This window comes from Paenibacillus sp. CF095, assembly GCF_900101225.1.
Lineage (GTDB): Bacteria > Bacillota > Bacilli > Paenibacillales > Paenibacillaceae > Paenibacillus.
In genome coordinates this window covers 99302-121589 of sequence record NZ_FMZN01000009.1, presented here as the reverse complement: position 1 = coordinate 121589, position 22288 = coordinate 99302, and the positions used below count along the sequence as shown (strand labels likewise).

The following is a 22288-nucleotide window of genomic DNA, read 5'->3' as shown; positions in this document are numbered from 1 at the left end:
TGTATTAGGCATGCCGCCAGCGTTCGTCCTGAGCCAGGATCAAACTCTCCAATAAAGTATTGAAAAGAGCGATAAGCTCATTTTGAATCTGACGAGATTAAAAATCTCATTTGTGCTCCAGTTGATTCAAGCCAAGGCTTGTCTCTAACTTTCGCGTTCATTCTGCAAACAGAATGTTTACTCACTCGTTGTTCAGTTTTCAAAGATCAAACTTGTTTTGTTACCGAATGTCGTTCTCTTCAGCAACTCTTATATAATATCATGTCCGAACCAACTTTGCAAGCTCTTTTTTTCAAGTTTCTTTCGAAGCTTATTTCATTCGCTTGCCGCACCGAGTATCTCGTGTTTTTTTGGCCGGAAATAGAATATACCATGTACAGTTATGGAACGCAAGTCTTTTTTCAATAAACATTGAATTCTTATACAATGAGTACCTTTAGACCTTTTAACAAGTATCTCCTTATAAACGGCTAAATGATACATCTGCGCACTAACTTTAATGATCGGAGTAATTAACTTACAAACGCAATAAGTTTTTTATATAATCCTTAATCCAATTATAGAGAAACTCATCTTGTATACAGTACAGACTCATCACGTTATAGAAACTTATTAACCGATGACTTCATTGGATAAACAACCAACAGATCATAGAACATTATACTCATTCCTTCTATATAGAAGGAAAACATTTTTGAAATTCATTTTGCTCAAGAAAAGAATACATAAAAAAGCGAAAGCTCCGGGTTTAAATCCCGTGGCTTCCGCTCTTTCATATATAAGGTTACATACTTAACGCAGTATTGTTCATCACAACTATTGTACGCTTACTCCCCGCCAATAAATACGTATCGGCAGACTACAATGATCGCCAAGATCCACATGAGCCAGTGAATTTTCACTTTACGCTCTGTAACCAAGTTACTGAACACCGCCAGAATCACATAGGAAACGATACCTGCGGAGATCCCGTTTGCGATTCCACCTGTGAAAGGCATCAATACAATGGTAAGGAACGCAGGGAAAGCTTGCAGGAAATCATCCCACTCAATGCTGCGCACTTGACTCATCATAAGCACACCCACGATGATCAATGCCGGAGCCGTTGCAGCGGATGGAACAACAAGCGCAAGCGGTGCGATAAACAGGGCCAAAATGAACAACAAACCTGTTGTTACCGAAGTCAGTCCTGTACGTCCACCCGCCTCAACACCTGAAGCACTTTCAACGTATGCTGTAATGGTACTTGTACCCAGTGCAGCACCTGCGCTGACACCAACTGCATCGACGAGCATCGCTTTACCGATCGTTTTCTCGCCTTTTTTCTTATCTTTCATAATACCCATACGTGTTGCAGTACCTACCATCGTGCCAAACGTGTCAAACAATTCAACGAAGGTAAAGATGAAGATGATCTCGAACAATCCGAGACTGATGGCACCTTTCAAATCCAGCTGTCCAACCGCCAGATCACTGAAGTTAGGCAACCAGCTTGCGCCTGAAAGACCACTCAGATTCGTAACGCCCATCGGAATACCAATCAGCGTTGTTGCTACGATCCCGATCAGCAGAGCGCCTTTGACGCGCATAACCATCAGTATAGCAATAAGGAGCAAACCAATCAGAGCCAGCAATGCATCGTGATGTGTTATAAAGTTACCCAATGACAGGTTAAAACTGCTACCTGGAATCGGCTGACTCAGATCTGCGTCTGGTGCAACATTAACTGTTACAGCCACGAGATTAGCAAGTTTGAAACCAATAATGGTAATAAAGAGACCGATACCAACCGTAATGGCCATTTTGATCGATTGTGGAACTGCAACAAGCAGCATTTGACGAATCTTCGTCACGGTCAAAATAATGAACACGATACCGGAAAGGAATACCGCTCCGAGAGCCGCTTGCCAAGTAATCGCTCCATTCGAACTTAGAACGACAGTCATGAAGTACGCATTCAGCCCCATACCTGGTGCAAGTGCGATCGGAATATTCACGAACAATCCCATAATAATAGTCATTAATCCGGCGCCGACGGCTGTTGCAAAAAATACTGCATTATCCGACATCCCCGCACCGGCTTGTCCCAAGAACAACGTATTTACAAAAAGAATGTAAGCCATTGTCATAAAGGTAGTAAGACCCGCAACAATCTCCGTTCTAACGTTTGTTCCGTTTTCTTTTAATTTAAAGAAACGATCCATAATTACTAACTCCCCCTTAGAGATGTTGAAGCCATATTGAAAAACGACAAATGACCCTGATGAAGATTCTTCACCCAGGGTTCAGCTGACAAGGAGTGGCATGATGCCTTTACTAAGAACAAAAAAAATTCTAATGTGCGTGATGTCCCCGCAATCATGTAGAATTCATGTGCTTAGCCTTCTCCTCTTCGTAGCCAGATCATTAGGGTGATCTCGTAGAGACTCCCGGGCCAATCCCCAGGATTATACGAATAAGTATGCGCTATTTGTTTGTTTCCCATCACTATTTTAGGAGGGCAGTATGTTTTTGTCAATGAGAAAAACGAATATTAATATCACCCTTTTATAATATCGTTCGTATTATTTAACAGATTGAACCAGTTCAGCGGTTTACAACCCAATTGAATACGCTTTTTTCGATGAGATCTCAATGGAATATGTCCATTCTTTCAGGCTGAAAGTTCCGCGGGAAACATAAAAAGCTAGCCTGATCAAAGAGCAGAAGCGCTCTAATCAGGTTAGCTTATGTTTCTGATGCGTTTTAGCAATCAGGTGAATGATATCTAGGAATAACGATGTCTCGTATTCCGAAGGCTTATACTCATTAGGTATATGGAGCAATTTGCGACATGTTCCGGGGCTATTTTTTACCGGATCAGTCCTATGTTAATTATATCTCTGTCTGCGGAGCATCTTGTACCTCTTGTTGTTCCTGATTTGCGTTCGTTGTTGTGTCAGAGGATAACTCCTGGTTTCTGGTCTGATCGGAAGAAGCATCCGTTGCCTCTAAGTTCACAAATGGAAAGTCCCCCGAACCGGAAGCCAGATCTTGCATACCTGAACCGCATCCTGCCAGCATCACCATCAGAAACGCACTTCCAATGCCCATCTTCCATTTGCTCATATAGTCGGTTTTACGCATACATTCAATTCTCCCTTCAGTAGACATATTGCCTTTAGTATGTACTTATTGTACAGGCCGGACCTGAAAGGATCATGAAGTCAACTTTAAAATGGGATTAATTTTGAGAGTGTACTATTTGTAAAAAAGTACCCAAATGAAAATTTTATCACAATATTCACTTTATAAAAAAATGCCCTTTTATTTGCGAAATACCGCAGATAAAAGAGCGTTTTTTTATAATCTATTTTTAAGAGTCTATACCCTATTCCCACTCGATCGTTGCTGGTGGTTTGGATGTTACGTCATAGACGATACGGTTTACGTTATCAACTTCGTTAACAATCCGTACGGAGATTTTCTCCAGCACATCCCAAGGGATACGTGCCCAGTCCGCAGTCATACCGTCGATGGATGTTACAGCACGGATACCTACAGTGTAGGAATACGTACGCGCATCACCCATAACGCCGACACTCTTCATGTTAGGCAGGGCTGTGAAGTACTGCCAGATTTCACGGTCGAGACCGGCTTTGGCAATCTCTTCACGCAGGATGTAGTCTGAATCACGAACAATTTTAAGTTTCTCTTCAGTAACCTCACCAAGAACACGGATCGCAAGACCCGGACCAGGGAACGGCTGACGATGAACAATTTCGTCCGGCAGGCCACACTCGGTACCCACTTTACGTACTTCATCCTTGAACAGCGTGCTCAGCGGTTCGATCAGTTTGAAGTTCATGTCTTCAGGCAGACCGCCCACGTTGTGGTGAGATTTGATGGTCTGTGCAGTCGCTGTACCACTTTCCACGATGTCCGTGTACAGTGTACCTTGCGCCAGGAATGCAAAATCATCGAACTGCTTGGACTCTTCGTCAAATACGTAAATAAACTCGTTACCGATGATTTTACGTTTTTGTTCTGGATCATCCACGCCAGCCAGTTTGGACATGAAGCGCTCTTGTGCATCAATTTTCACAACTTTCATGTCGAATTTGCCGACAAATGTCTCCATTACACTTTCTGCTTCGCCTTTGCGCAGCAGACCGTGGTCGATAAACATACATGTCAGTTGATCACCAATGGCTTTGTGAAGCAATGCAGCTACAACGGAAGAATCTACACCGCCGCTAAGCGCACATAGTACTTTACTGTCGCCAACTTTTTCACGAATATCTTTGATGGTATCATCGATGAATGTCTCCATCGTCCAGTTGCCTTCGCATCCACAGATTTCGAACAGGAAGTTACGAATCATGTCGTTACCGCGAACAGAGTGACGTACCTCCGGATGGAACTGAACAGCATACAATTTGCGCTCATCGTTACTCATGGCAGCGATTGGCGCACTTTCCGTGCCTGCATCCAGTTTGAATCCTGGAGGAAGTGTAACCACGTGGTCACCGTGACTCATCCATACCGTATGTTCGCCTTCAATGCCTTTTGCCAGTGTAGATCCAGCAGCAAACTCAAGGTCTGCTTTACCGTACTCTCGCTTCTCGGAACGTTCTACTTTACCTTCGAGCTGTTGGGCCATAAGCTGCATTCCGTAGCAGATACCGAAGATTGGCAAGCCCAGGTCATAAACACCTGGGTCCACGTGTGGAGCATTCTCAGCGTATACGCTGGACGGCCCACCTGAAAATACGATTCCTTTTGGTGCCATTTCTGCGATCTTCTCCGCCGGTGTGTTATACGGCAAAAGCTCGCTGTATACGCCAAGATCCCGGATTCTTCTGGCGATTAACTGGTTGTATTGGCCCCCAAAGTCAAGGACAACCACAATCTCATTCTGCTTATTCATAACCGTGCCTCCCTCAATTCAATGAAACTAATTATACGCAACGACAAAACATACCGTCAAGGAAAGGCGAAACTCCTTTTTTCGACATATCAAAACAGGATTACCAATTGCCTCTAAATATGAAATTTCGAATAGAAAAGCTTGGCAGCAAGATGCTGGTTCAAGTGTATGATCGTGGAAAGACGCCTCGTTCGCAGCACAGCGCGAAAGGCGTCTTATGTATGGCATGCAGCGATAAACCAAATGCTGCACAGTAAACATAGAATAGATGTGCCCGTGGTGATCATCATCCGTCAACAACCTGCCAAACTGTCTCGGGGAGAGTATCGCGAGAGTTAAATCACGGCAGGTTGTGTGGCGTCCTTGTTGTAACATCCTTATGTTACAACGCTTGCAACCGCCGGGCCAGACGAAGTGCCCTGCGCAGGAAGTCCAGACTGTCCGCGCGCAGCGGACGATCTGGCCCGTACAGCAGCCGTTCCCAGTCGGCTGCAAACCGCGCGATGTCCGCGCCGTCCGCGCCTGCGGCCAAAGCCGGTGACGCTGCATATTCACGCAGCGTCATGCCCGGCGGCCGCGGGCCGTACCGGCGCGCGAGCGCGGCCCAGACCGGAGCGGCGGCACCCAGCAGCCGCTCGCGGTCTGGAAAGCTGCTGCGTGGCCACGCCAGCAGCAGCCTGATCCGCAGCGCGGGGCGTAGCCGCCGCATGCGGAGGAGAGCAGCGGCGCCCAGAAGGGCCGCTGCCACAAGGGCTGCCGCGAGCCATGGCTCCGCGGCAATGGCCCGTGCGCGGGCGAGCAGCCATGCGCCCGCGTTAGCCAATCCGCCGCTCATATTCGGCGGATTCTCCGCAACAGGCTGCGGCCCGGCGAGTGCTGCGGCATCTTCGCCCGCGCCTTGCGCCATGGTGAAGCCTGGCGTGGCCTCAAACGGCATCCAGCCTGCACCCGGAAAATACACCTCTACCCAGGAATGTGCATCTCCCTGTGAAATCACATACTGACTGGGCACATCCGGGTCAGCCATTCCAGACCCAAAACCTTTAACCCAGCGTGCGGGGATGCCTTCCGAACGAAGTAACACAATCATAGCTGTGGAGAAATGATTGCAATACCCCTGCCGGGTGACGAATAGAAAATCGTCCACAAAATCTGTTCCTCGCGGTGGCATACGTGTATCCAACGTATACTCGGCATGAGCAGCCAGATAAGTCTTTACGGCTTGCACAGCGTCATAACGGGTCTCACTGCCTTGAATGATTTCCTTGGCAAGCGTCTGCACTCGACCAGGGAGTGATGCAGGCAATTGCAGATAGGTCCTCCGAATGGCTGCCGGATCTTTCCCTTTATTCGTTTCCTCAAGCAGACGTAACTGTTCAGCTGTTGCGACAGGAACCATGACGTCTGCCGAATAATTTTTAACTATCTTATCGTCCCCTGAGCTCGCGAGCCACAATGTTGCCGAATCGCGATTAGACAGCAAAGAAAACATGTTTTCCTGATTATCCTTGTTCTTATCCTGGAACGATACGTTGACTGGTATGCCCCCGGTAAAGAGTGGATTTGGTCCTTTCCACTCTCGCTGCATCGTAATGGTTTGGCGAATGCGACTCCAATAGGTTGGATTCTCCCAACCATCAGCACGCAGCATTCCGGATGGACTTGCCGTTTCGAAGCTTTGACCCGGGTCACTCCAAGTACTACCGTTATAATATGAACGGGTCTCCCCTCGCCAATACGTCACTTTTGGACTCTTCGCTATAAAAAAGATGGAATTCCCCTGCACCAACGGTGCTCCCATAGGCGCGTCCGCTGTGCTATATCCCGTGACTGCCGTTGCAGCAGGGATACTACTGTGCTGTGTATAACCTGCCCATCGAGCTATGCGTTCACCCATCTGTTCCAGAGATATGCGTTCCGGTTGAGGAATGGAAGCAAACTGGCCAGGTAACGCGGAGAGAAGCACCATACCTGCGGAAGCAACGATAGTTACTGCACTCCAACGGCCATAGGGGCTGCCGCGATAACTCGGAGTCGTGACTCCTGCATTGAGACGTAATAGCTGGAGCAGAGCCTGAATAAGAAAAGTCCATAGGACAGACCGTATTACAGAAGCATACACATCCAGCCCCGCAAAGGATTCAAGCAAAAGCAAATAGAGCAGTGTTGCACTGCCAAACAGCATAACGCTTCGACGTAACAATACGAGGGATTGCACAGAAGCCATGAGCATGCTCCAGCCGCACATCATGAACAAACCTCTCGTTTCTGTACTAATCGAGTGAAATCGCCAGTTATTTATAAAAGTGTCCATATCCGCTGAAAATATTCCCGGATAAGCGACCGCCCAACGGACAGGTTCACTTCCTCCGTACATCAGACATAGCGCAGCGAGTGCAATGAATAATCGGATTAGTACTCCGGTGATCCATCCTGTACGAATTAACCCCGCGAGCAACAATGCTCCCGTTAATCCCGCCATTACGGACAAGAACCGTTCACTGCCCTGCTGATCTGATGATGTAACAGGATATATCCACTCCAGAGACAGTATAAGTAAAATGGCCGAAATAACAATTTTGTACAGGATAGGTACGCTCACATAACCCTCATCCTTTATATCCGTCACAGAATTCTGGTTCACAGCTTTATATATGGAATGAGCCGATTCTATTCTCGTACGGTCCGTTGACTCTAAGTCGGCCACAGTGGAATTGGGTTGCTGGTTACCATTACGCTCCCACATCCGTTACCTCCACCTTTCCCAATGAAGATAACGCAACGTCTGTAACCGCATGGATCGGCACCCCGCTGTGACGAAGCCGCTCCAAACTTAAGCTGTCATATCTCAATCCATTCATCCATCTATCCGTTGATCCTAATTGGTTCTGGTTCTGGTTCGCTTCAGTCAGTTGCACCTCGACACGATAACCCGACCCGATTGCAGTTATGATCCATTCGGCCAGAACCGGGTCCATCTTGCCTGTGAGAACTACAATTCGCGACCCGCTCGCCAGTCCATCCAGCATCTCCGTTCGAAGCGAAACAGAGCCTGATTGTGTTTTGGATATTCGTGCCCCCGCTAACTTGTCTAGTCCATGATTCTCATCATCTGCATGGAACGGCCCATGTTGCCATTGATCTTGTGCATCATAGCTCTTATCGCCGCCTTCCATCCACAGATGATAAGGAATGTCATCCCGCTCAGCGGTATGAATCCAGCGGGCAGCTGCACGAACCACTCGTTCAAAAGCAGGTACATCCATGTTCTCCCGCTGAATTACGTCATAACCCGACGCGCCTTCATACACAAGGATGCCGAGCGAGGCAAGATCCGTGGTATCAGGCAGAAAGGTCTGAAGTTTACCCGTTTTGGCTGTACTTTTCCAATGAACTCGTCCCAGTGGGTCACCCTGTTGATATTCACGGAACTCAGGGCTACGGTTTCCCTGGCTATTTCTTCGCTCCGACAGAGTCCCTTCGATCATCGCTGCGAATTCTACCGAATCAGCCTTCCCCCAAGCCGTTGCTTGAGGAACAACAATCAGGGGTGTACCTCCTTCGGTCTCTGCGGAGAGGGTATTCCAGCCAAACATATCCCCCCAGTACAATCTGCCCGTATCCCATCTGTAGACTCCTCTGCGTAACCCAGAACATTCATATTGATAGGAAAATTGTCGCCGTGTTCCCGGGAAAATCAATTTGCGATGAACACCTGCAGGTGTGTTCTCACACAGAACGATCCATAACAATGGAATACGGCAATTGAATTCCAGTTCCACCAGAACCCGTACCTGCTCGCCCGCCTCAATCCGGTTCGTGTGTATTTTCCGACGGATGTGAATACGCCGTGGTCTGAACCAATGGAGAAGCAGGCCTCCTGTGAACATCAAGAAAGCCATAACGGATAGAAACAACGCCGCTTTCCCTCCATGCCACTGATACAAGGAAGCAAAAGCCACCACCAAGACAGCACTCACAATCCGTTGTCCCAGCGCAGTCATTGCCTCCGTCCCCTTCCCTGTGATGCCATCTGTACAGGTACCGGGACCGATGATAAGGCTTCTTCAATGACTTGAACTTGCCCCCAAACCTCCGCTCTGTTCTGGGCCTTCAATTGAATACGGTGGGAAAGGACAGGCACAGCCACCTCTTTCACATCATCCGGAATGACATAACTGCGTCCTTGAAGATAGGCAAATGACTGTGCCGCAGCCATCCAGGCCAGTGTTCCACGCGGACTGATGCCCAATCTGACCGCCGGAAGGCTGCGAGAGGCTACAGCAACAGCCACCAGATACTGTTTGACGACCGGATCAACATGTACCTGTTTGACTTCACGCTGCATGGCTACGACTTCTTCAGCAAGCAGGACAGGGCGAAGTTCATCAAGCGCTTCTCTACCTTGCATGCGGGTTAACAATTCCAATTCCTGTTCCGGATCGGGATACCCCAGTCCAATTCTCATCATAAATCGATCCAGCTGCGCTTCAGGCAGACGGTACGTACCCTCGAACTGTAACGGATTCTGTGTCGCCAGCAGAAAGAACGGGCGTGGCAAGGCATAGGTTGTGCCATCAACCGTAATACGTCGTTCCTCCATTGCCTCCAGCAGGGCAGACTGAGTGCGTGGTGAAGCGCGATTTATTTCATCAGCCAGGACAATGTTGGACATGACAGGTCCGGGCCGAAACTTGAATTCAGCTGTATGTGGATGATAGATTGAAGTGCCCGTAACATCTGCCGGCATGACATCGGACGTGAATTGAATCCGACCCATGGAGCAGTCCAGTGCAGAAGCCACGGTACGAACCAGCATCGTTTTCCCGGTACCCGGCACATCTTCCAGAAGTACATGACCTCCACTGAGCATTGCAGTGAGGACATAACGAATCTCTGTTTTTTTGCCAATAATCACACTCTCAACACGCTTCATGACCCTGTTTAACAATTCAACAGCATGTTCATGTTCCATTCGAATATAAGACATTTCTTCTGATCTCCTTCCGTTCATCAGCATTCCTGAACCATAGTAATCTATGATTCAGTGTTGCCCGGAAGTAGAGAGAATAGTCCTGCAAGAATGACTTTCTTCAGATCATTTTATACTTAAATATACTGTTCATTGCCGAAATGGATCTGGAAGTGCCCGCCTTTACCGTCCACTCTGCTTCATTACTGGTTAAGGAATTCACCCTCAACCCCATCTGCTCCAGTAACTCACGTAACGGAACCCAGATGGTTCCACCTTGACTCTGTACTGCTCCCGTTTCAATTGCCCCGGTTGTTGTCAGTGTTCCGCTCACACTGTCTGCATGAATCGTTCTTTCCTTCCATACTGCTATGGCTGTCCTTGTTTCAGAGTCCCAACGAGTGCTACCCCCGAATTTTTTCATGAAAGTACGCAAAGGTACCATGATTCGCTGCCCCTCCAAGCGGAACTCACCCGGTTGCAAGGTAGCTGCAGCCAATCCCACCTCTACCTTCAGCTTCTTGCTTGCAAGCCATAACGTCGCGTTCGCTTCTACATGCTCTGCGATCCAGGCCTTTCCTGGCGCCTTGCGGGCCTTATACTTACCATCTGGATGAACACGGAATTGAACTGGTTGATCCGTACTCTTTATGGTGTCAAAACGATATCCATGATCACGATAATATTTGATAATACCCGGAAGTGCTTTTACCGTTTCAGCATGTGCACCACCGTCATGCATCAGGACAATGACCGAACGTGCTCCCGCAGGTACTTTGGTCGAATTGCTGAGGATCTCTTTGGCTGGAACACCTTTACGCTTGGAGTCCCCACTGTCGACGTTCCAGTCCATAACCGTGTAGCCACCCAATTGCAGCAAATCAAAATAACTTTGATCAAAATGCCCGTATGTACCGCCTGGTGCTCGCACCAGATTCGGACGGAAACCGGTTATACGCTCCAGCACTTCCTCTGTCTGCTTGATCTGTTTCCAGAACACTTTAAAATCACTGTATAGCTGTTCGTATTGATGATTAAACGTATGATTGCCCAATGCATGTCCATCCTCCACAAGCCCCCGGATTAACTCGGGATAACGCTCTGCCTGCTCACCCAGCACAAAAAATGTAGCCAAAACCTTCTCCTTGCGCAAAATATCCAATACTTCACGGGTATGGTTACCCGGTCCATCGTCAAAACTCAGATAGACTACCTTGTCTTGAGTATTCTGATCTTCCGAAATTGGGTCACCTGAGCCGGAAGCAGAAGATGCATAAGCCGTGCCTGCATATACAGCGAATGCACATAGCAATATCGCAATTCGCACGAGAATGACAGACCATTGTCCAGATATAAACATATGTAGAGTTGTTGCAGAGTTTCCCCCATTTTCCTTGCTTCTCAATTCCGGTCTCTGTACCATTTACGAATCGACCTCCACCGTCTCTAGTAATTTGCTGATAGACTTCAGCAGATTTGTTAGAATTATATGGAGGCTTCATTGAAAAAAGACGTGATTTTGTTTAATATATTTTCACAATTTGCTATGTAGCCTGATTGATTCTTCGCTTCAGATTAGGTAGCATAATGGACAGGCAGAACACATTAAAACACCTTGGAGAGTATTCATGCTCCCACCCCGTATTCAGGAGAGTGAAATCTATTGGAATTGCTTGAGAAGATCCAACATCTGTTTGGGTCCTACGGATACAGCGTATTGTTTTTTGGCTTGTTGCTTGAATTCATCGCACTTCCCTTTCCTGGTGAAACAACGATGGCTTACGCAGGGTTTCTCTCCTACAAGGGGCATCTCGACTTCGGAATACTCACCATACTGGCTTTTCTGGGAACAACGATTGGCATGACAATCACTTATTTTATTGGAGCCAAAGCAGGACTGCCCTTTATAACACGATACGGAAAATGGTTTCTGCTGAAGCAGGACAAGCTCGATAAAACGCAAAAGTGGTTCGCCAAGTATGGTAATGCCTTAATCTTCATCGGTTATTTCATTCCGGGTGTAAGGCATTTCACCGGATATTTTGCGGGCATAGCCGCTGTTCCCTTTCGCAAATTCGCTCTCTACGCCTATTCAGGCGCACTGTTCTGGGTTGTACTGTTTCTGGGCATTGGCAAAATATTTGGTCCTCAGTGGAACGCCGTATTCCATCTGGCTCATCAATATGCAGCATATATCGTGGGAGGAATCGGCCTATTGCTCATCGTAGCCGTGCTCTATCGTTACCGCAAAGCATGGGCAGCAAGATCCACCGTATCCAAGCCAGCCCCTGTTCGACAAAGACAAAAGTAAATTCGGACAAAAGTCCATCTATAATAAGCAGGCAAGGAGTCGCGAATAATCGCGGCTCCTTTTTTTTGTGATAATCCGAATTCATCCAGGTCATACTAACTTGAAAATATAGGGTGTATAGGGAGGTGAAGGCATGAGTGAATCGTCGCTGGAACGCCAAGATCAGAGGCAAATCTCTCCGGATCTAAGCGAAAATATGGAATACTGCAAGCAAGTGATGGGGAACAGCAACGACTTGATGATGCGCCCTCTCCAGTGTTTACATAAATGGCCTGCAGTCATGTTGTACATTGATGGATTAGTGGATGTGCAGATTCTGAATCACTCCATCATGGAATCATTATTGCAAAAGCGTGATCTCCCTGAATTCTCTGCAGACGATGAACATCTCAGCTACCTCCAGAATGATATCCTGATCGCCAGTGATGTATTGCTGGTCGATAATATGGATGAAGTAATGAATGCACTTCTTTCGGGATCAGCTATCTTACTGCTTGAAGGATCTGAACGAGGAATGAAGATTGGCGCAGCAGGCTGGGAAGATCGATCCGTTGGAGAACCTGTCTCCCAAACCGTCGTTCGGGGACCTATGGAAGGCTTCAACGAAAACCTGCGTACCAACACATCATTGATCCGCAAACGAATCCGTAATCCTCATCTTTGGATCGAAGAAAGAGAAATAGGTCGGGTTACCAAAACCCGAGTTGCTGTGCTCTATCTGGAACATATCGTGGATCAGGAGACTGTAAAAGAACTGCGTCGAAGACTCGATGAGATCGATATCGACAGTATCCTTGAGAGTGGATATATCGAGGAACTTGTACAAGACGAAACCAGAACGTTATTCCCCACGGTTTACAATAGTGAACGTCCAGATACGGTTTGTGCTGCTTTGCTTGAGGGCAGAGTAGCCATCATCGTGGACGGTACGCCTTTTGTGCTGCTGGTTCCAGCTTTGTTCGTGCATTTCTTCCAATCGCCGGAGGATTACTATCAACGGGCCGATATCAGCACATTGATTCGCTTGATTCGTTATCTGTCCTTTTTTATCGCTTTACTAGCTCCATCCTTCTATATTGCCATTACCACCTTTCACCAGGAAATGTTGCCCACCAATATGCTCATTAGTCTGGCAGCTCAACGTGAAGGCGTTCCTTTTCCCGCATTCATTGAAGCCATACTGATGGAACTGACCTATGAAATTTTGCGAGAAGCAGGTATACGTATTCCGAAAACGGTCGGTCAGGCCGTTTCCATTGTCGGAACACTGGTGATTGGCCAAGCAGCCGTAGATGCAGGAGTTGTCTCCGCCGCAATGGTTATTATCGTTTCCATAACGGCCATATCCAGTTATGTCATTCCAGAGAATGGACTTTCTATCTCTGTCCGAATTTTGCGATTTGTATTGATGATACTCGCGGCAGCTTTTGGTTTCTACGGTATTCTAATTGTTCTGCTCATTACGGTTACACACCTGTGCAGCTTGCGTTCTTTTGGCGTACCGTATATGTCCCCCTTTGCACCTCTAATTCAGAAAGATCTGAAAGATACGCTGTTTCGTGTACCCTGGTCCCATATGAAAACACGTCCATTCTCTACGGGTACCCCGAACAAAATCCGACAAGCCAGCAAAAAAATGAAGCGTTAATTCGGTAAGGAGAACAACGTATGAACAAGTGCTTCCGATTAATTGTATGCATTGTATTCCTGTTCCCTCTCCTTACCGGATGCTGGGACCGCCAGGAATTGAATGAACTTGGCATTATGCTGGGTCTTGGTGTAGACAAGGATGGCGATTTGATTAAAGTGAGTGCTCAGGTCGTCGTGCCGAATGAAGTATCCTCCAAATCAGGGGGAGGCAATGGTACTCCTGTCACGCTGTACGAAGCGTCCGCGTCCACGCTGTTTGAAGCGATTCAAAAGCTGACCGAGACAAGCCCACGCCGCATATTCATGGCACATATCCGTGTACTGGTGTTCGGAGAAGAATATGCACGCAAAGAGGGCATCTATGATGTTATGGAAGCGTTAATGCGAGAACCTACTGTCCGTCCCGATTATTACGTCATGGTTGCACGAAATACAACGGCTTCCAAAGTACTGAACGTGCTTACCCCACTTGAGAATATCCCTGCGGAGAAGATGTTTAATTCTCTGGACGTATCTGCCAAAACCTGGTCTCCCACTACTACGGTAACTGGTGATCAGTTAATGGAATACATGCTAACTCCCGGAATACAGCCTGTCATCACCGGAGTAGAGGTTGTTGGCAGTTCAGCGATAAGCGGAAGCAAAGATAATATAGCGACAATCAAATCTCCGGCCAATCTGAATTCTACGGGATTAAGCATCTTCAAAAAGGACAAACTGATCGGCTGGTTAACGGAAGATGAATCGAAAGGATACAACTACATCCGTGACAATGTGGTGTCTACTATCAGTCACCTGCCTTGCCGAAAGGGAGGAAAAGTGACTTTCAAAGCTCTCCGCACCAAGACCCAACGAAAAGCAAAGGTCATTAACGACCAGCCTGTGATTCACATCAAACTCAAAAATGTGTCTTCCATTGGTGCAGTAGAGTGCGGAATCAGAATTGGTTCGATGAAAACGCTCAAAGAGTTGGAAAAGGACAGTGAGGAGCGACTGATAGAACTGATGGAAAAATCGGTGAATTCAGTGCGGCGAAAGTTCCATATTGACATTTTTGGATTCGGTCAGGAAGTGTATCATGCCGATCCTAAATTTTTCAAAAAGATTGAAAAGGATTGGGATCAATATTTTGAGAATCTGGATGTTAAGTATGAAGCCAATGTACAGATCAAACGTGTAGGTACACTGGATGATTCATTCAAGGAGGATTTGAAGGAGTGAGACCGGATGTTGATTACAATTACTGTCATTGTCATAGGGGGCCTCGTAGGCTTGGTTGATCTTCCAGGTCTCATCCGCCGCAAGGAATGGAGGGAAACAGCTGTGTGCAGCGGAATGCTCGTCATAGCCACAGGGTTCAGTGTGATTGCAGCCAACCTGTGGGACTTCCCCAGTCCGCTCTATATCATCATGTGGATCTATGAACCTGTTAATCAATTCTTGGCACATCTGACGGGAACCTAGAAAAAGGAGAGGACCATTATGCTGGAACAGGGGCGCCTTGGAACAAGACAATTGACCACTCTCATCTTTATGATGGTGGTCGGGGATATGATGCTGATCTACCCCTCGGTCATCACGTCCTATGCCAAACAAGACTCCTGGATTTGTGCTTTTATAGGCGTTCCTCTGGGGATGGCACTGATGGCCATGATCCTGAAGCTATGTAGCATGCACCCAGAAAAAAATCTGGTGCAGATGACACGAAGCATTCTAGGGTTCTGGCCAGGTACTTTCTTTTCCTGCCTCTACCTGTTCTTTTTCATTATCGGTGCTTCCACGCATACGAGAGAAGTCGGCGATTTCATGACCACTCAAATCTTCCCGTACACTCCCATTCGCATCATCATTCTGATGTTCGTCATCGTGATCGCCTGGGGAGTGTCTCACGGATTAGAGGCGATGGGGCGAAGTAGTGAACTACTGATGCCCGTCGTTATTGTGTTTATTGTCGTCCTTGCAGTCTGCCTGCTTCCTCAGATTGATACTAGAAATTTGAAGCCAGTAAGTGATACGGGTGTTGTCTCTATCTCGCAAGGCATTCTGGTAAGCATTATATATCCGATCGGTGAAGTCGTTCCCATCATGATGATACTGCCCTATGTTGCCAAGCAGGCTCATCGAACACGGGACGTAATTATTGCAGCTGGTTTAGGCAGCTTGGTATTGGCAACGCTCGTTACCATATCGCTGCTGGTCTTGGGTGCCTTTCTTACGCAACATAACATATATGCTTCTTTTGTTTTGTCCCAGAAAATCAGTATTGGGAGCTTTTTTGAACGTATTGAAGCTATTATGGCTTCTTCTTGGCTGATCTCGACGTACTTCAAAGCGATGATATACTTATACGCTTTTATTGTTGGTTGTGCAGAACTGTTCAAGCTTAAGCAGTATCAGATACTGGTACTCCCTGCGTCCATACTTGTGTTCGGATTAGCGAATCTGATCTCACCAAACATTACTTTTATCGTGATCACCATTGTTCCATATTGGGTAGACTGGGATACCACACTGGGGATCATTCTGCCAGGCTGTCTTCTGCTGATACAATTGCTCAAGTCTTACAGAAAATCATCGGTTACTCCAAACAATGCCTCTCAGGAATGAGTGCTTTTTTTGGGGGAAGGAGCCTGGTGTGGATGGAAAAATGGTTCATTCATGAATATCATCCATGCCTAATATAGAGAAGGAGAACGGTGTCTATGTTAATTAAGGAGAAAATCACCATTAGGCAATTTACAGTCCTTACCTTTCTCGTCATGATTGGGGACATGATTCTACTCTATCCCTCCGTGGTTACTGCTTCGGGTCAACAGGATGCGTGGATCTGTTCTCTTATCGGTCAACCGATCGGCATACTCATCATGTGGGTGCTATATAAACTTCATCAGACGTATCCTGATCTTTCCCTTATTGAAATCTGCCAAAAAATACTTGGCCGGTGGGCAGGGTCTGTTTTGGCAGCTGCATATCTATTTTATTTCGCCATAGGCGCTGTCATATGTATCCGTGAAGTCGGTGACTTTATGACCACACAGATCTACCTTCAGACCCCCATCCGGGTCATCCTAATTATCCTTATGTGCGCTCTGGTCTGGGGGCTTATGCATGGCTTGCATACAATAGGAAGTAGCAGTGAACTGCTGACCCCCATCGTTATTGCCTTTATGATTTTGTTGTTTCTGGGGCTGATGCCCAAAGTAAACAGTTCACATCTGCAACCTTACTTGAACATCCCTTGGCTCCATCTGGTTCATTCCATCATTCGGGGAGCATTTACTTCCTTTGGTGAACTCATCGTAATCACCATGGTTCTTCCTTATGTGATGTCCGGGCCTCATATCAAACGTGACATGTTACTCGCCACCTTATGTGGAGGGTTACTGCTAACTACACTTTTGCTCATTTCGCTCATGGTTTTTGGACCCTTTCTTACCCAACATGAGATCTATATCTCCTATACCCTGTCCCAGAAAATTAATATCGGCAACTTTTTCGAACGAATTGAGGCGTTCATGGCGACTGCTTGGTTAATTGCTACCTATTTCAAAAGCCTGCTGTATATGTTCTCGTTTGTCGTTGGAACAGCTCAGCTATTTCGGTTAAAGACATACAAACCGCTCATCCTGCCATCAGCGATGTTATTATTCGCGTTAGCTGTACTGATTTCTCCCAATGTCATTTTCTACACCAATACGATCATGCCCGCTTGGGTGGATTGGGATATCACGGTAAGTTTTATTATTCCGCTATTCCTTCTGCTCGTGCATCGGCTTCGTTCTGGCAAGAGCAAGAACAATTCATCCAATCAAAAACGATTGCCCACCTAAAAAGGCTGTGTTCACGGTTAATTCCGCGAAACACAGCCTTTAATGATGAAACGGTTAAGATGTATTTATTCACACATGTCTAAATCATTAATTACAATGTGTTCAAAGCCTCAAGCGCAGACTCGATATGTCCTTTGACCCGAACTTTGGACCAGTCCTTGATCAATTTCCCCTCTTCATCAATCAGAAAAGTGGAGCGAACCATACCCATGTACTCCTTGCCATACATTTTCTTCAGCTGCCATACCCCGTATTGCTCAGCTACGACATGCTCTTCATCCGATAACAATGTGAACGGCAGACCATACTTGGCAATAAACTTGTCATGTTGTTTCATCGGATCGGTGCTGATTCCGAGAATGACTGTGTTCAGCCCTTCAAATTCAGCATGTCGATCCCGGAAATCACAAGCCTGTTGCGTACAGGACGAAGTCATATCCTTGGGGTAAAAATAAAGCAGTACCCGCTGTCCGCGGTAATCCGAAAGCTTTACCGATTCTCCCGTACTGGACGGAAGTTCAAAATCCGGTGCCAATTCGCCTACATTTAACGTCATGTCAGTTCCTCCCTAATCTCCCCCATGAATTGCTATAGGGCGTTATTATGAACCTGCTCCGCGATACCGCTTCACACCATAATTCCAAAGAAGCAAGCCCATGGAACCAAACACCAGTCCCATCACAGGTGTGAGGAGCGCCATACGATGCATCTCGGACCTTTCCAGGAACAATGCTGCGGGATAGATCCCCACGAAGGCAAACGGAATGATCCAGGTTAACAGCACCTGAATGGCACGGTTATAGATCGTTACCGGGTAGCGTCCATATCCTTGAATGTTATACATCAACGGCAGGATACCTGTTGGCGCGTCCGAATAAAAGGATAGTGAAGTCAATGTGGTATAGATGCCTGCATAGATCATGACTGAGCTGAGTGCCAATATAATTAAGGCAGGGATATGCCACCACTCCAGCATCAGACCCATCTCTGCTCCGCTGAAGATCATGATGATCAAGCCGATAAACGAGCCCACGAGTGCAGGCGGGTCCACATTTTCAAGCAATATCTGGAACAGGTTATGTGCAGGGCGTGTCAGGATCCGATCCATCTCACCTTTGACGATGTACCGCTCGCTGAATCCCCACAGATTGATAAAACAACTGAAGATGCCATAGGGCACCATAAAATATCCATAAACAAAGAGCACTTCACTCTCACTCCAACCGCCCAGGTTATCCGTGTGGCGGAAGACCACAAAGATAAAGATCAGGTTGGTTGCCTGGAACAGCAGATCCGATAGGATCTCCACCCAGAAATCGGCACGGTACGTGAGTCGTGTTTTCATGTAGTTCTTCAAATATTCCCAGATCAGACCCATATAGTACATTCCGTTATCCCCCTTGCACGAACAGACGCTTGCGCGCCTTACGCCAGATCAATACCATCGGGAGCAGTAACACGGCAAACCAGAACACCTGAATACCGAGTACATTCCAGATGGCGGTACCTTCCACTCTTCCAGTGAAAACGGAACCGGGCAGATACGTAATGGCTTGAAAAGGCAATACCTTCATCACCGCGGACATCCAGCCTGGATACAGGCTGATCGGGATGATTAGACCAGAGAACAGATCAACTACGACGCGTTTCATACGCATCATGCCTTCATTGTTTTCCACAAAGAAAGCTGCCAGTCCCGTTATCACATTAATCTGGGAATTAATGAGGAAACTGAAGAACAGCATGACGAGAAAGCCAATCCACGCCGATGGCGCCGTAGGCAATTCAACCGGGAACAGCAGAATGGCGATGAGCATCCCTGGAATCATGAGGAGCAGGAAGCGGAAAATGCCTTCACCAAGACCCTGCATCATTTTGACCATAACGTAATTGATCGGCCTGATGAATTGAATCGCAATGGAGCCATCCCGTATGTCTGCGGCAATCTCCCGGTCCAGATTGTTAAAGTAAAAAGCACGTGCCATCCAGGATACAGCGATGTAAGTGGTCATCTGCGCTGCCGTGAAACCGCCGAGTTCACCACTGCTACCGTAAATGGCTTGCCAGGTAAAGTAATACACGCCGATATTCAGCGTATATATCAAAATGCCGGAGTAATAATTCACCCGGTATGCCAGCATCGTTAGAAAACGGATGCGCATAAAATCAATAAATGCACTATTCATCTCAGGATACACCCACCGCTTCTTTCCCTGCTCCCACAATCTCGGGACGCTCGGCGGAACCGGATTGGTAAATACTGCGCACAATCTCATCCGTGTTGATCTCGATAATCTGAATATCGGTAATATCAGCCTGTCCAACGACACGTCCGAGTACATCCGAAACATTCAGTTCCAGCGGAATCCATACAGATGCGGATAATTCATTCTCTACTGTCCAACGCACAGGCAACGCAGCAGTCCATTCCTGCATCTGACTGATGTTGTGAGCTGAGCCAAACTTGAAGCGGATCTCCCGCTCCTTGCCCCACTGGGACTTCAGATGATCCAGACCACCATCATAGATGATGTTGCCCGCATCAAGCATGATCACCCGGGAACACAGGGCCTCAATGTCCTGCAAATCGTGGGTTGTGAGCAGGATGGTCGTTCCATGCTCCTTGTTCATATCTTTCAAGAAATCCCGAATTTCCGACTTCACCACAATATCCAAACCAATAGTTGGCTCATCCAGGAAAACAATACTCGGATTATGCAACAAGGCTGCCACTAACTCGCAGCGCATACGCTGACCAAGACTGAGCTTCCGCACCGGACGGCTTAACAGGTCCTGAAGCTGCAATCGCTCAACCAGTTCATCCAGCCTTTTACGGAAATCGACCTCTCCGACACGATATACTTTACGCAATAAATGGAAGGATTCGATAACGCCAATGTCCCACCACAATTGACTGCGCTGACCAAAAACAACACCAATATTCTGTACAAACTTCTCACGTTCCTGATACGGAACATATCCACCAACCGATATTTGCCCTGAAGTAGGCACCAAAATGCCGGTCAACATCTTGATCGTTGTTGATTTACCGGCACCGTTCTCCCCAATATATCCGCATATTTCGCCCTGCGGAATCTGAAATGAAATATCATTTACAGCCAATACCTCCTGGTATTGACGTGCAAACAGGTCCTGGAACGCGCCCTTCAGCCCACCTCGGCTTTTCTGGACGCTAAACGACTTGCGCAAATCTTTGACATCAATCGCCAGCATGATTATACCTCACTTGGATTTTGTTGAAATTGCTTGTAGCCCAAAAAGAAATTATAATGGTATCAGTCAAAATTCAGCAAGCTTTAAAATAGTCTGGAGCTGCGTCCTGCCCTGTATGTTGGGAAAAGACGTGTACGGAAAGCTTCGACTACATCTTACTTGAATACTCGAACTCGTTTTTTTATTTCATCTCAAATACAAAGGAGAGCTAGCATGACCAGAAAGACGAAGAGAACCATATGGATTTCTCTTGCCGCCTTCGTGTTAATTATTGGAGGAGCAGCGGCATATTATTTCGGTTCTATTCTCAATCAGTTGGACGGTTTGGCAAAGGACGGCGACGATTCACCATTTGCAGGCATCGAAAATGTGGAGAAAGTAAATACTCCTGACCCACCCAAATGGGAAGGCACAGAAACGGTAAATATTCTCGTTATGGGTGTCGATGCACGTGGATTGAAAAAAGGTGAAGTTCCTCGCTCCGACAGCATGATGGTTGTATCGCTCGACCCACTTACCAAAAAAATCAATCTGTTCTCCATTCTGCGCGACACTTACGTCAATATTGACGGATATGGCAAGGAGCGGATCAACACCGCTATCACCCATGGTCCTAATGCAGCGATGCAAGCTGCCGGCGACCTGCTCGGCATTCCTGTACAGTATTATGTGTATACGGATTTCCAGGGATTCATCAAATTGGTGGATGCCGTTGGTGGTGTTGATTTTGATGTGGAGAAAGACATGCACTATACAAGTAAAGCAGACAATAACGAATACGACATTGATCTTAAAAAAGGATATCAGCATCTGGATGGCGAGACAGCGCTCATGTACGTTCGTTTCCGTCATGATGCAATGTCGGATTTCGCTCGGTCCGAACGTCAGCGTGAGTTGCTGAAAGCTGTAACAGCGAAAATGCAGTCAACCACTACCATTGCCAAACTGCCTGCCATTCTGGAACAGGTTAATCCTTACGTAGATACAAATCTGACACTCTCCGACATGTGGAAGCTGGGTGGACTCGGATACCAGAGCAGCATGAACGGCAGTGAGCAGATTCCGCCAATGAACCTGCTGAAAGAAGAACGTACAGCAGGCGGTGCGCAAGTATTGACGGTTACCAACGAAGAGAAATTGAAGCAGCATATTCAGGATATTATTCACCCGCCTGCTACAACGGATGATAGTACGAACAGCACCGAAGATAAAACAGCCAGCGCTGACGATCAGAAGTCAGAGCAACCGGCTCAGTAAATCCAAACATGCAGAGGGCAGCCATTATGCTGCCCTCTCGTTGTGCCCAGCTATAATATTATGAGAAAATCATCATATCTTTCTGTGGCTTGTACCTTTATCATATTTTGAATTACGAAAGGAAG

General features: G+C 47.0%; 18 protein-coding genes and 1 riboswitch. Of the genes, 7 read left to right on the top strand and 11 right to left on the bottom strand.

Going from position 1 to position 22288, the window contains the following annotated elements; translation table 11 throughout:
• Nucleotides 1–827: 827 nt before the first annotated feature.
• The 7 genes from BLS69_RS30485 to BLS69_RS30455 form a co-directional block, all read right to left on the bottom strand.
• The gene (locus BLS69_RS30485; protein WP_091039082.1) at nucleotides 828–2204 is read right to left on the bottom strand and encodes an NCS2 family permease; all 1377 of its coding nucleotides are present in this window, start codon (nucleotides 2202–2204) and stop codon (nucleotides 828–830) included.
• A gap of 171 nt (nucleotides 2205–2375) precedes the next feature.
• A riboswitch (purine riboswitch) is annotated at nucleotides 2376–2475 on the bottom strand.
• 399 nt (nucleotides 2476–2874) lie between these two features.
• The gene (locus BLS69_RS30480; RefSeq protein WP_091039080.1) at nucleotides 2875–3126 is read right to left on the bottom strand and encodes a hypothetical protein; all 252 of its coding nucleotides are present in this window, start codon (nucleotides 3124–3126) and stop codon (nucleotides 2875–2877) included.
• Nucleotides 3127–3370: 244 nt separating this feature from the next.
• A complete protein-coding gene (guaA, locus tag BLS69_RS30475) occupies nucleotides 3371–4909 on the bottom strand; it encodes a glutamine-hydrolyzing GMP synthase (RefSeq protein ID WP_091039079.1) in 1539 nt (512 codons plus the stop codon).
• A 382-nt stretch (nucleotides 4910–5291) separates the two neighbouring features.
• Nucleotides 5292–7655 (bottom strand): transglutaminase-like domain-containing protein, encoded by a 2364-nt coding sequence (locus BLS69_RS30470; protein ID WP_091039077.1) that lies wholly within the window; start codon nucleotides 7653–7655, stop codon nucleotides 5292–5294.
• Complete coding sequence (locus BLS69_RS30465) at nucleotides 7642–8913, bottom strand: DUF58 domain-containing protein (RefSeq protein ID WP_091039076.1); 1272 nt, start codon at nucleotides 8911–8913, stop codon at nucleotides 7642–7644. The genes BLS69_RS30470 and BLS69_RS30465 overlap by 14 nt, the downstream gene beginning before the upstream one ends.
• Nucleotides 8910–9899, bottom strand: a complete 990-nt coding sequence (locus BLS69_RS30460) for an AAA family ATPase (protein ID WP_091039074.1) — start codon at nucleotides 9897–9899, stop codon at nucleotides 8910–8912. Before BLS69_RS30460 ends, BLS69_RS30465 begins: the two co-directional genes overlap by 4 nt.
• Nucleotides 9900–10002: 103 nt before the next feature.
• Complete coding sequence (locus BLS69_RS30455) at nucleotides 10003–11304, bottom strand: polysaccharide deacetylase family protein (RefSeq protein ID WP_091039072.1); 1302 nt, start codon at nucleotides 11302–11304, stop codon at nucleotides 10003–10005.
• Between the two features lie 240 nt (nucleotides 11305–11544).
• Between BLS69_RS30455 and BLS69_RS30450 the strand changes: the two genes are divergently transcribed.
• The 6 genes from BLS69_RS30450 (at nucleotide 11545) to BLS69_RS30425 (ending at nucleotide 17672) form a co-directional block, all read left to right on the top strand.
• On the top strand, nucleotides 11545–12192 hold the full coding sequence (locus BLS69_RS30450) for a DedA family protein (RefSeq protein WP_091039070.1): 648 nt from the start codon (nucleotides 11545–11547) through the stop codon (nucleotides 12190–12192).
• A 133-nt stretch (nucleotides 12193–12325) separates the two neighbouring features.
• Nucleotides 12326–13840, top strand: coding sequence for a spore germination protein (locus tag BLS69_RS30445; protein WP_091039069.1), 1515 nt, complete (start codon nucleotides 12326–12328; stop codon nucleotides 13838–13840).
• A 20-nt stretch (nucleotides 13841–13860) separates the two neighbouring features.
• Complete coding sequence (locus BLS69_RS30440; RefSeq protein ID WP_091039068.1) at nucleotides 13861–15063, top strand: Ger(x)C family spore germination protein; 1203 nt, start codon at nucleotides 13861–13863, stop codon at nucleotides 15061–15063.
• A gap of 6 nt (nucleotides 15064–15069) precedes the next feature.
• The gene (locus BLS69_RS30435) at nucleotides 15070–15306 is read left to right on the top strand and encodes a hypothetical protein (protein ID WP_091039066.1); all 237 of its coding nucleotides are present in this window, start codon (nucleotides 15070–15072) and stop codon (nucleotides 15304–15306) included.
• Nucleotides 15307–15324: 18 nt separating this feature from the next.
• Nucleotides 15325–16449, top strand: a complete 1125-nt coding sequence (locus tag BLS69_RS30430) for a GerAB/ArcD/ProY family transporter (RefSeq protein ID WP_091039064.1) — start codon at nucleotides 15325–15327, stop codon at nucleotides 16447–16449.
• Between the two features lie 95 nt (nucleotides 16450–16544).
• Nucleotides 16545–17672 (top strand): GerAB/ArcD/ProY family transporter, encoded by a 1128-nt coding sequence (locus BLS69_RS30425; protein ID WP_091039062.1) that lies wholly within the window; start codon nucleotides 16545–16547, stop codon nucleotides 17670–17672.
• A 91-nt stretch (nucleotides 17673–17763) separates the two neighbouring features.
• Here the strand turns inward: BLS69_RS30425 and bcp are convergent, their stop codons facing one another.
• From bcp to BLS69_RS30405, 4 genes are read right to left on the bottom strand one after another with little or no spacing between them, the layout of a single operon-like run.
• On the bottom strand, nucleotides 17764–18228 hold the full coding sequence (gene bcp / locus BLS69_RS30420; RefSeq protein ID WP_091039060.1) for a thioredoxin-dependent thiol peroxidase: 465 nt from the start codon (nucleotides 18226–18228) through the stop codon (nucleotides 17764–17766).
• 45 nt (nucleotides 18229–18273) lie between these two features.
• The gene (locus BLS69_RS30415; RefSeq protein WP_076333833.1) at nucleotides 18274–19059 is read right to left on the bottom strand and encodes an ABC transporter permease; all 786 of its coding nucleotides are present in this window, start codon (nucleotides 19057–19059) and stop codon (nucleotides 18274–18276) included.
• 4 nt (nucleotides 19060–19063) lie between these two features.
• A complete protein-coding gene (locus BLS69_RS30410; RefSeq protein ID WP_062837592.1) occupies nucleotides 19064–19858 on the bottom strand; it encodes an ABC transporter permease in 795 nt (264 codons plus the stop codon).
• Nucleotide 19859: 1 nt separating this feature from the next.
• A complete protein-coding gene (locus BLS69_RS30405) occupies nucleotides 19860–20906 on the bottom strand; it encodes an ABC transporter ATP-binding protein (protein WP_036614079.1) in 1047 nt (348 codons plus the stop codon).
• A 213-nt stretch (nucleotides 20907–21119) separates the two neighbouring features.
• Here BLS69_RS30405 and BLS69_RS30400 point away from each other — a divergent pair, with 213 nt between their 5' ends.
• Nucleotides 21120–22163: an LCP family protein gene (locus tag BLS69_RS30400; RefSeq protein ID WP_091039059.1), complete on the top strand. Its 1044-nt coding sequence runs from the start codon at nucleotides 21120–21122 to the stop codon at nucleotides 22161–22163.
• The last annotated feature ends 125 nt before the right edge of the window (nucleotides 22164–22288 follow it).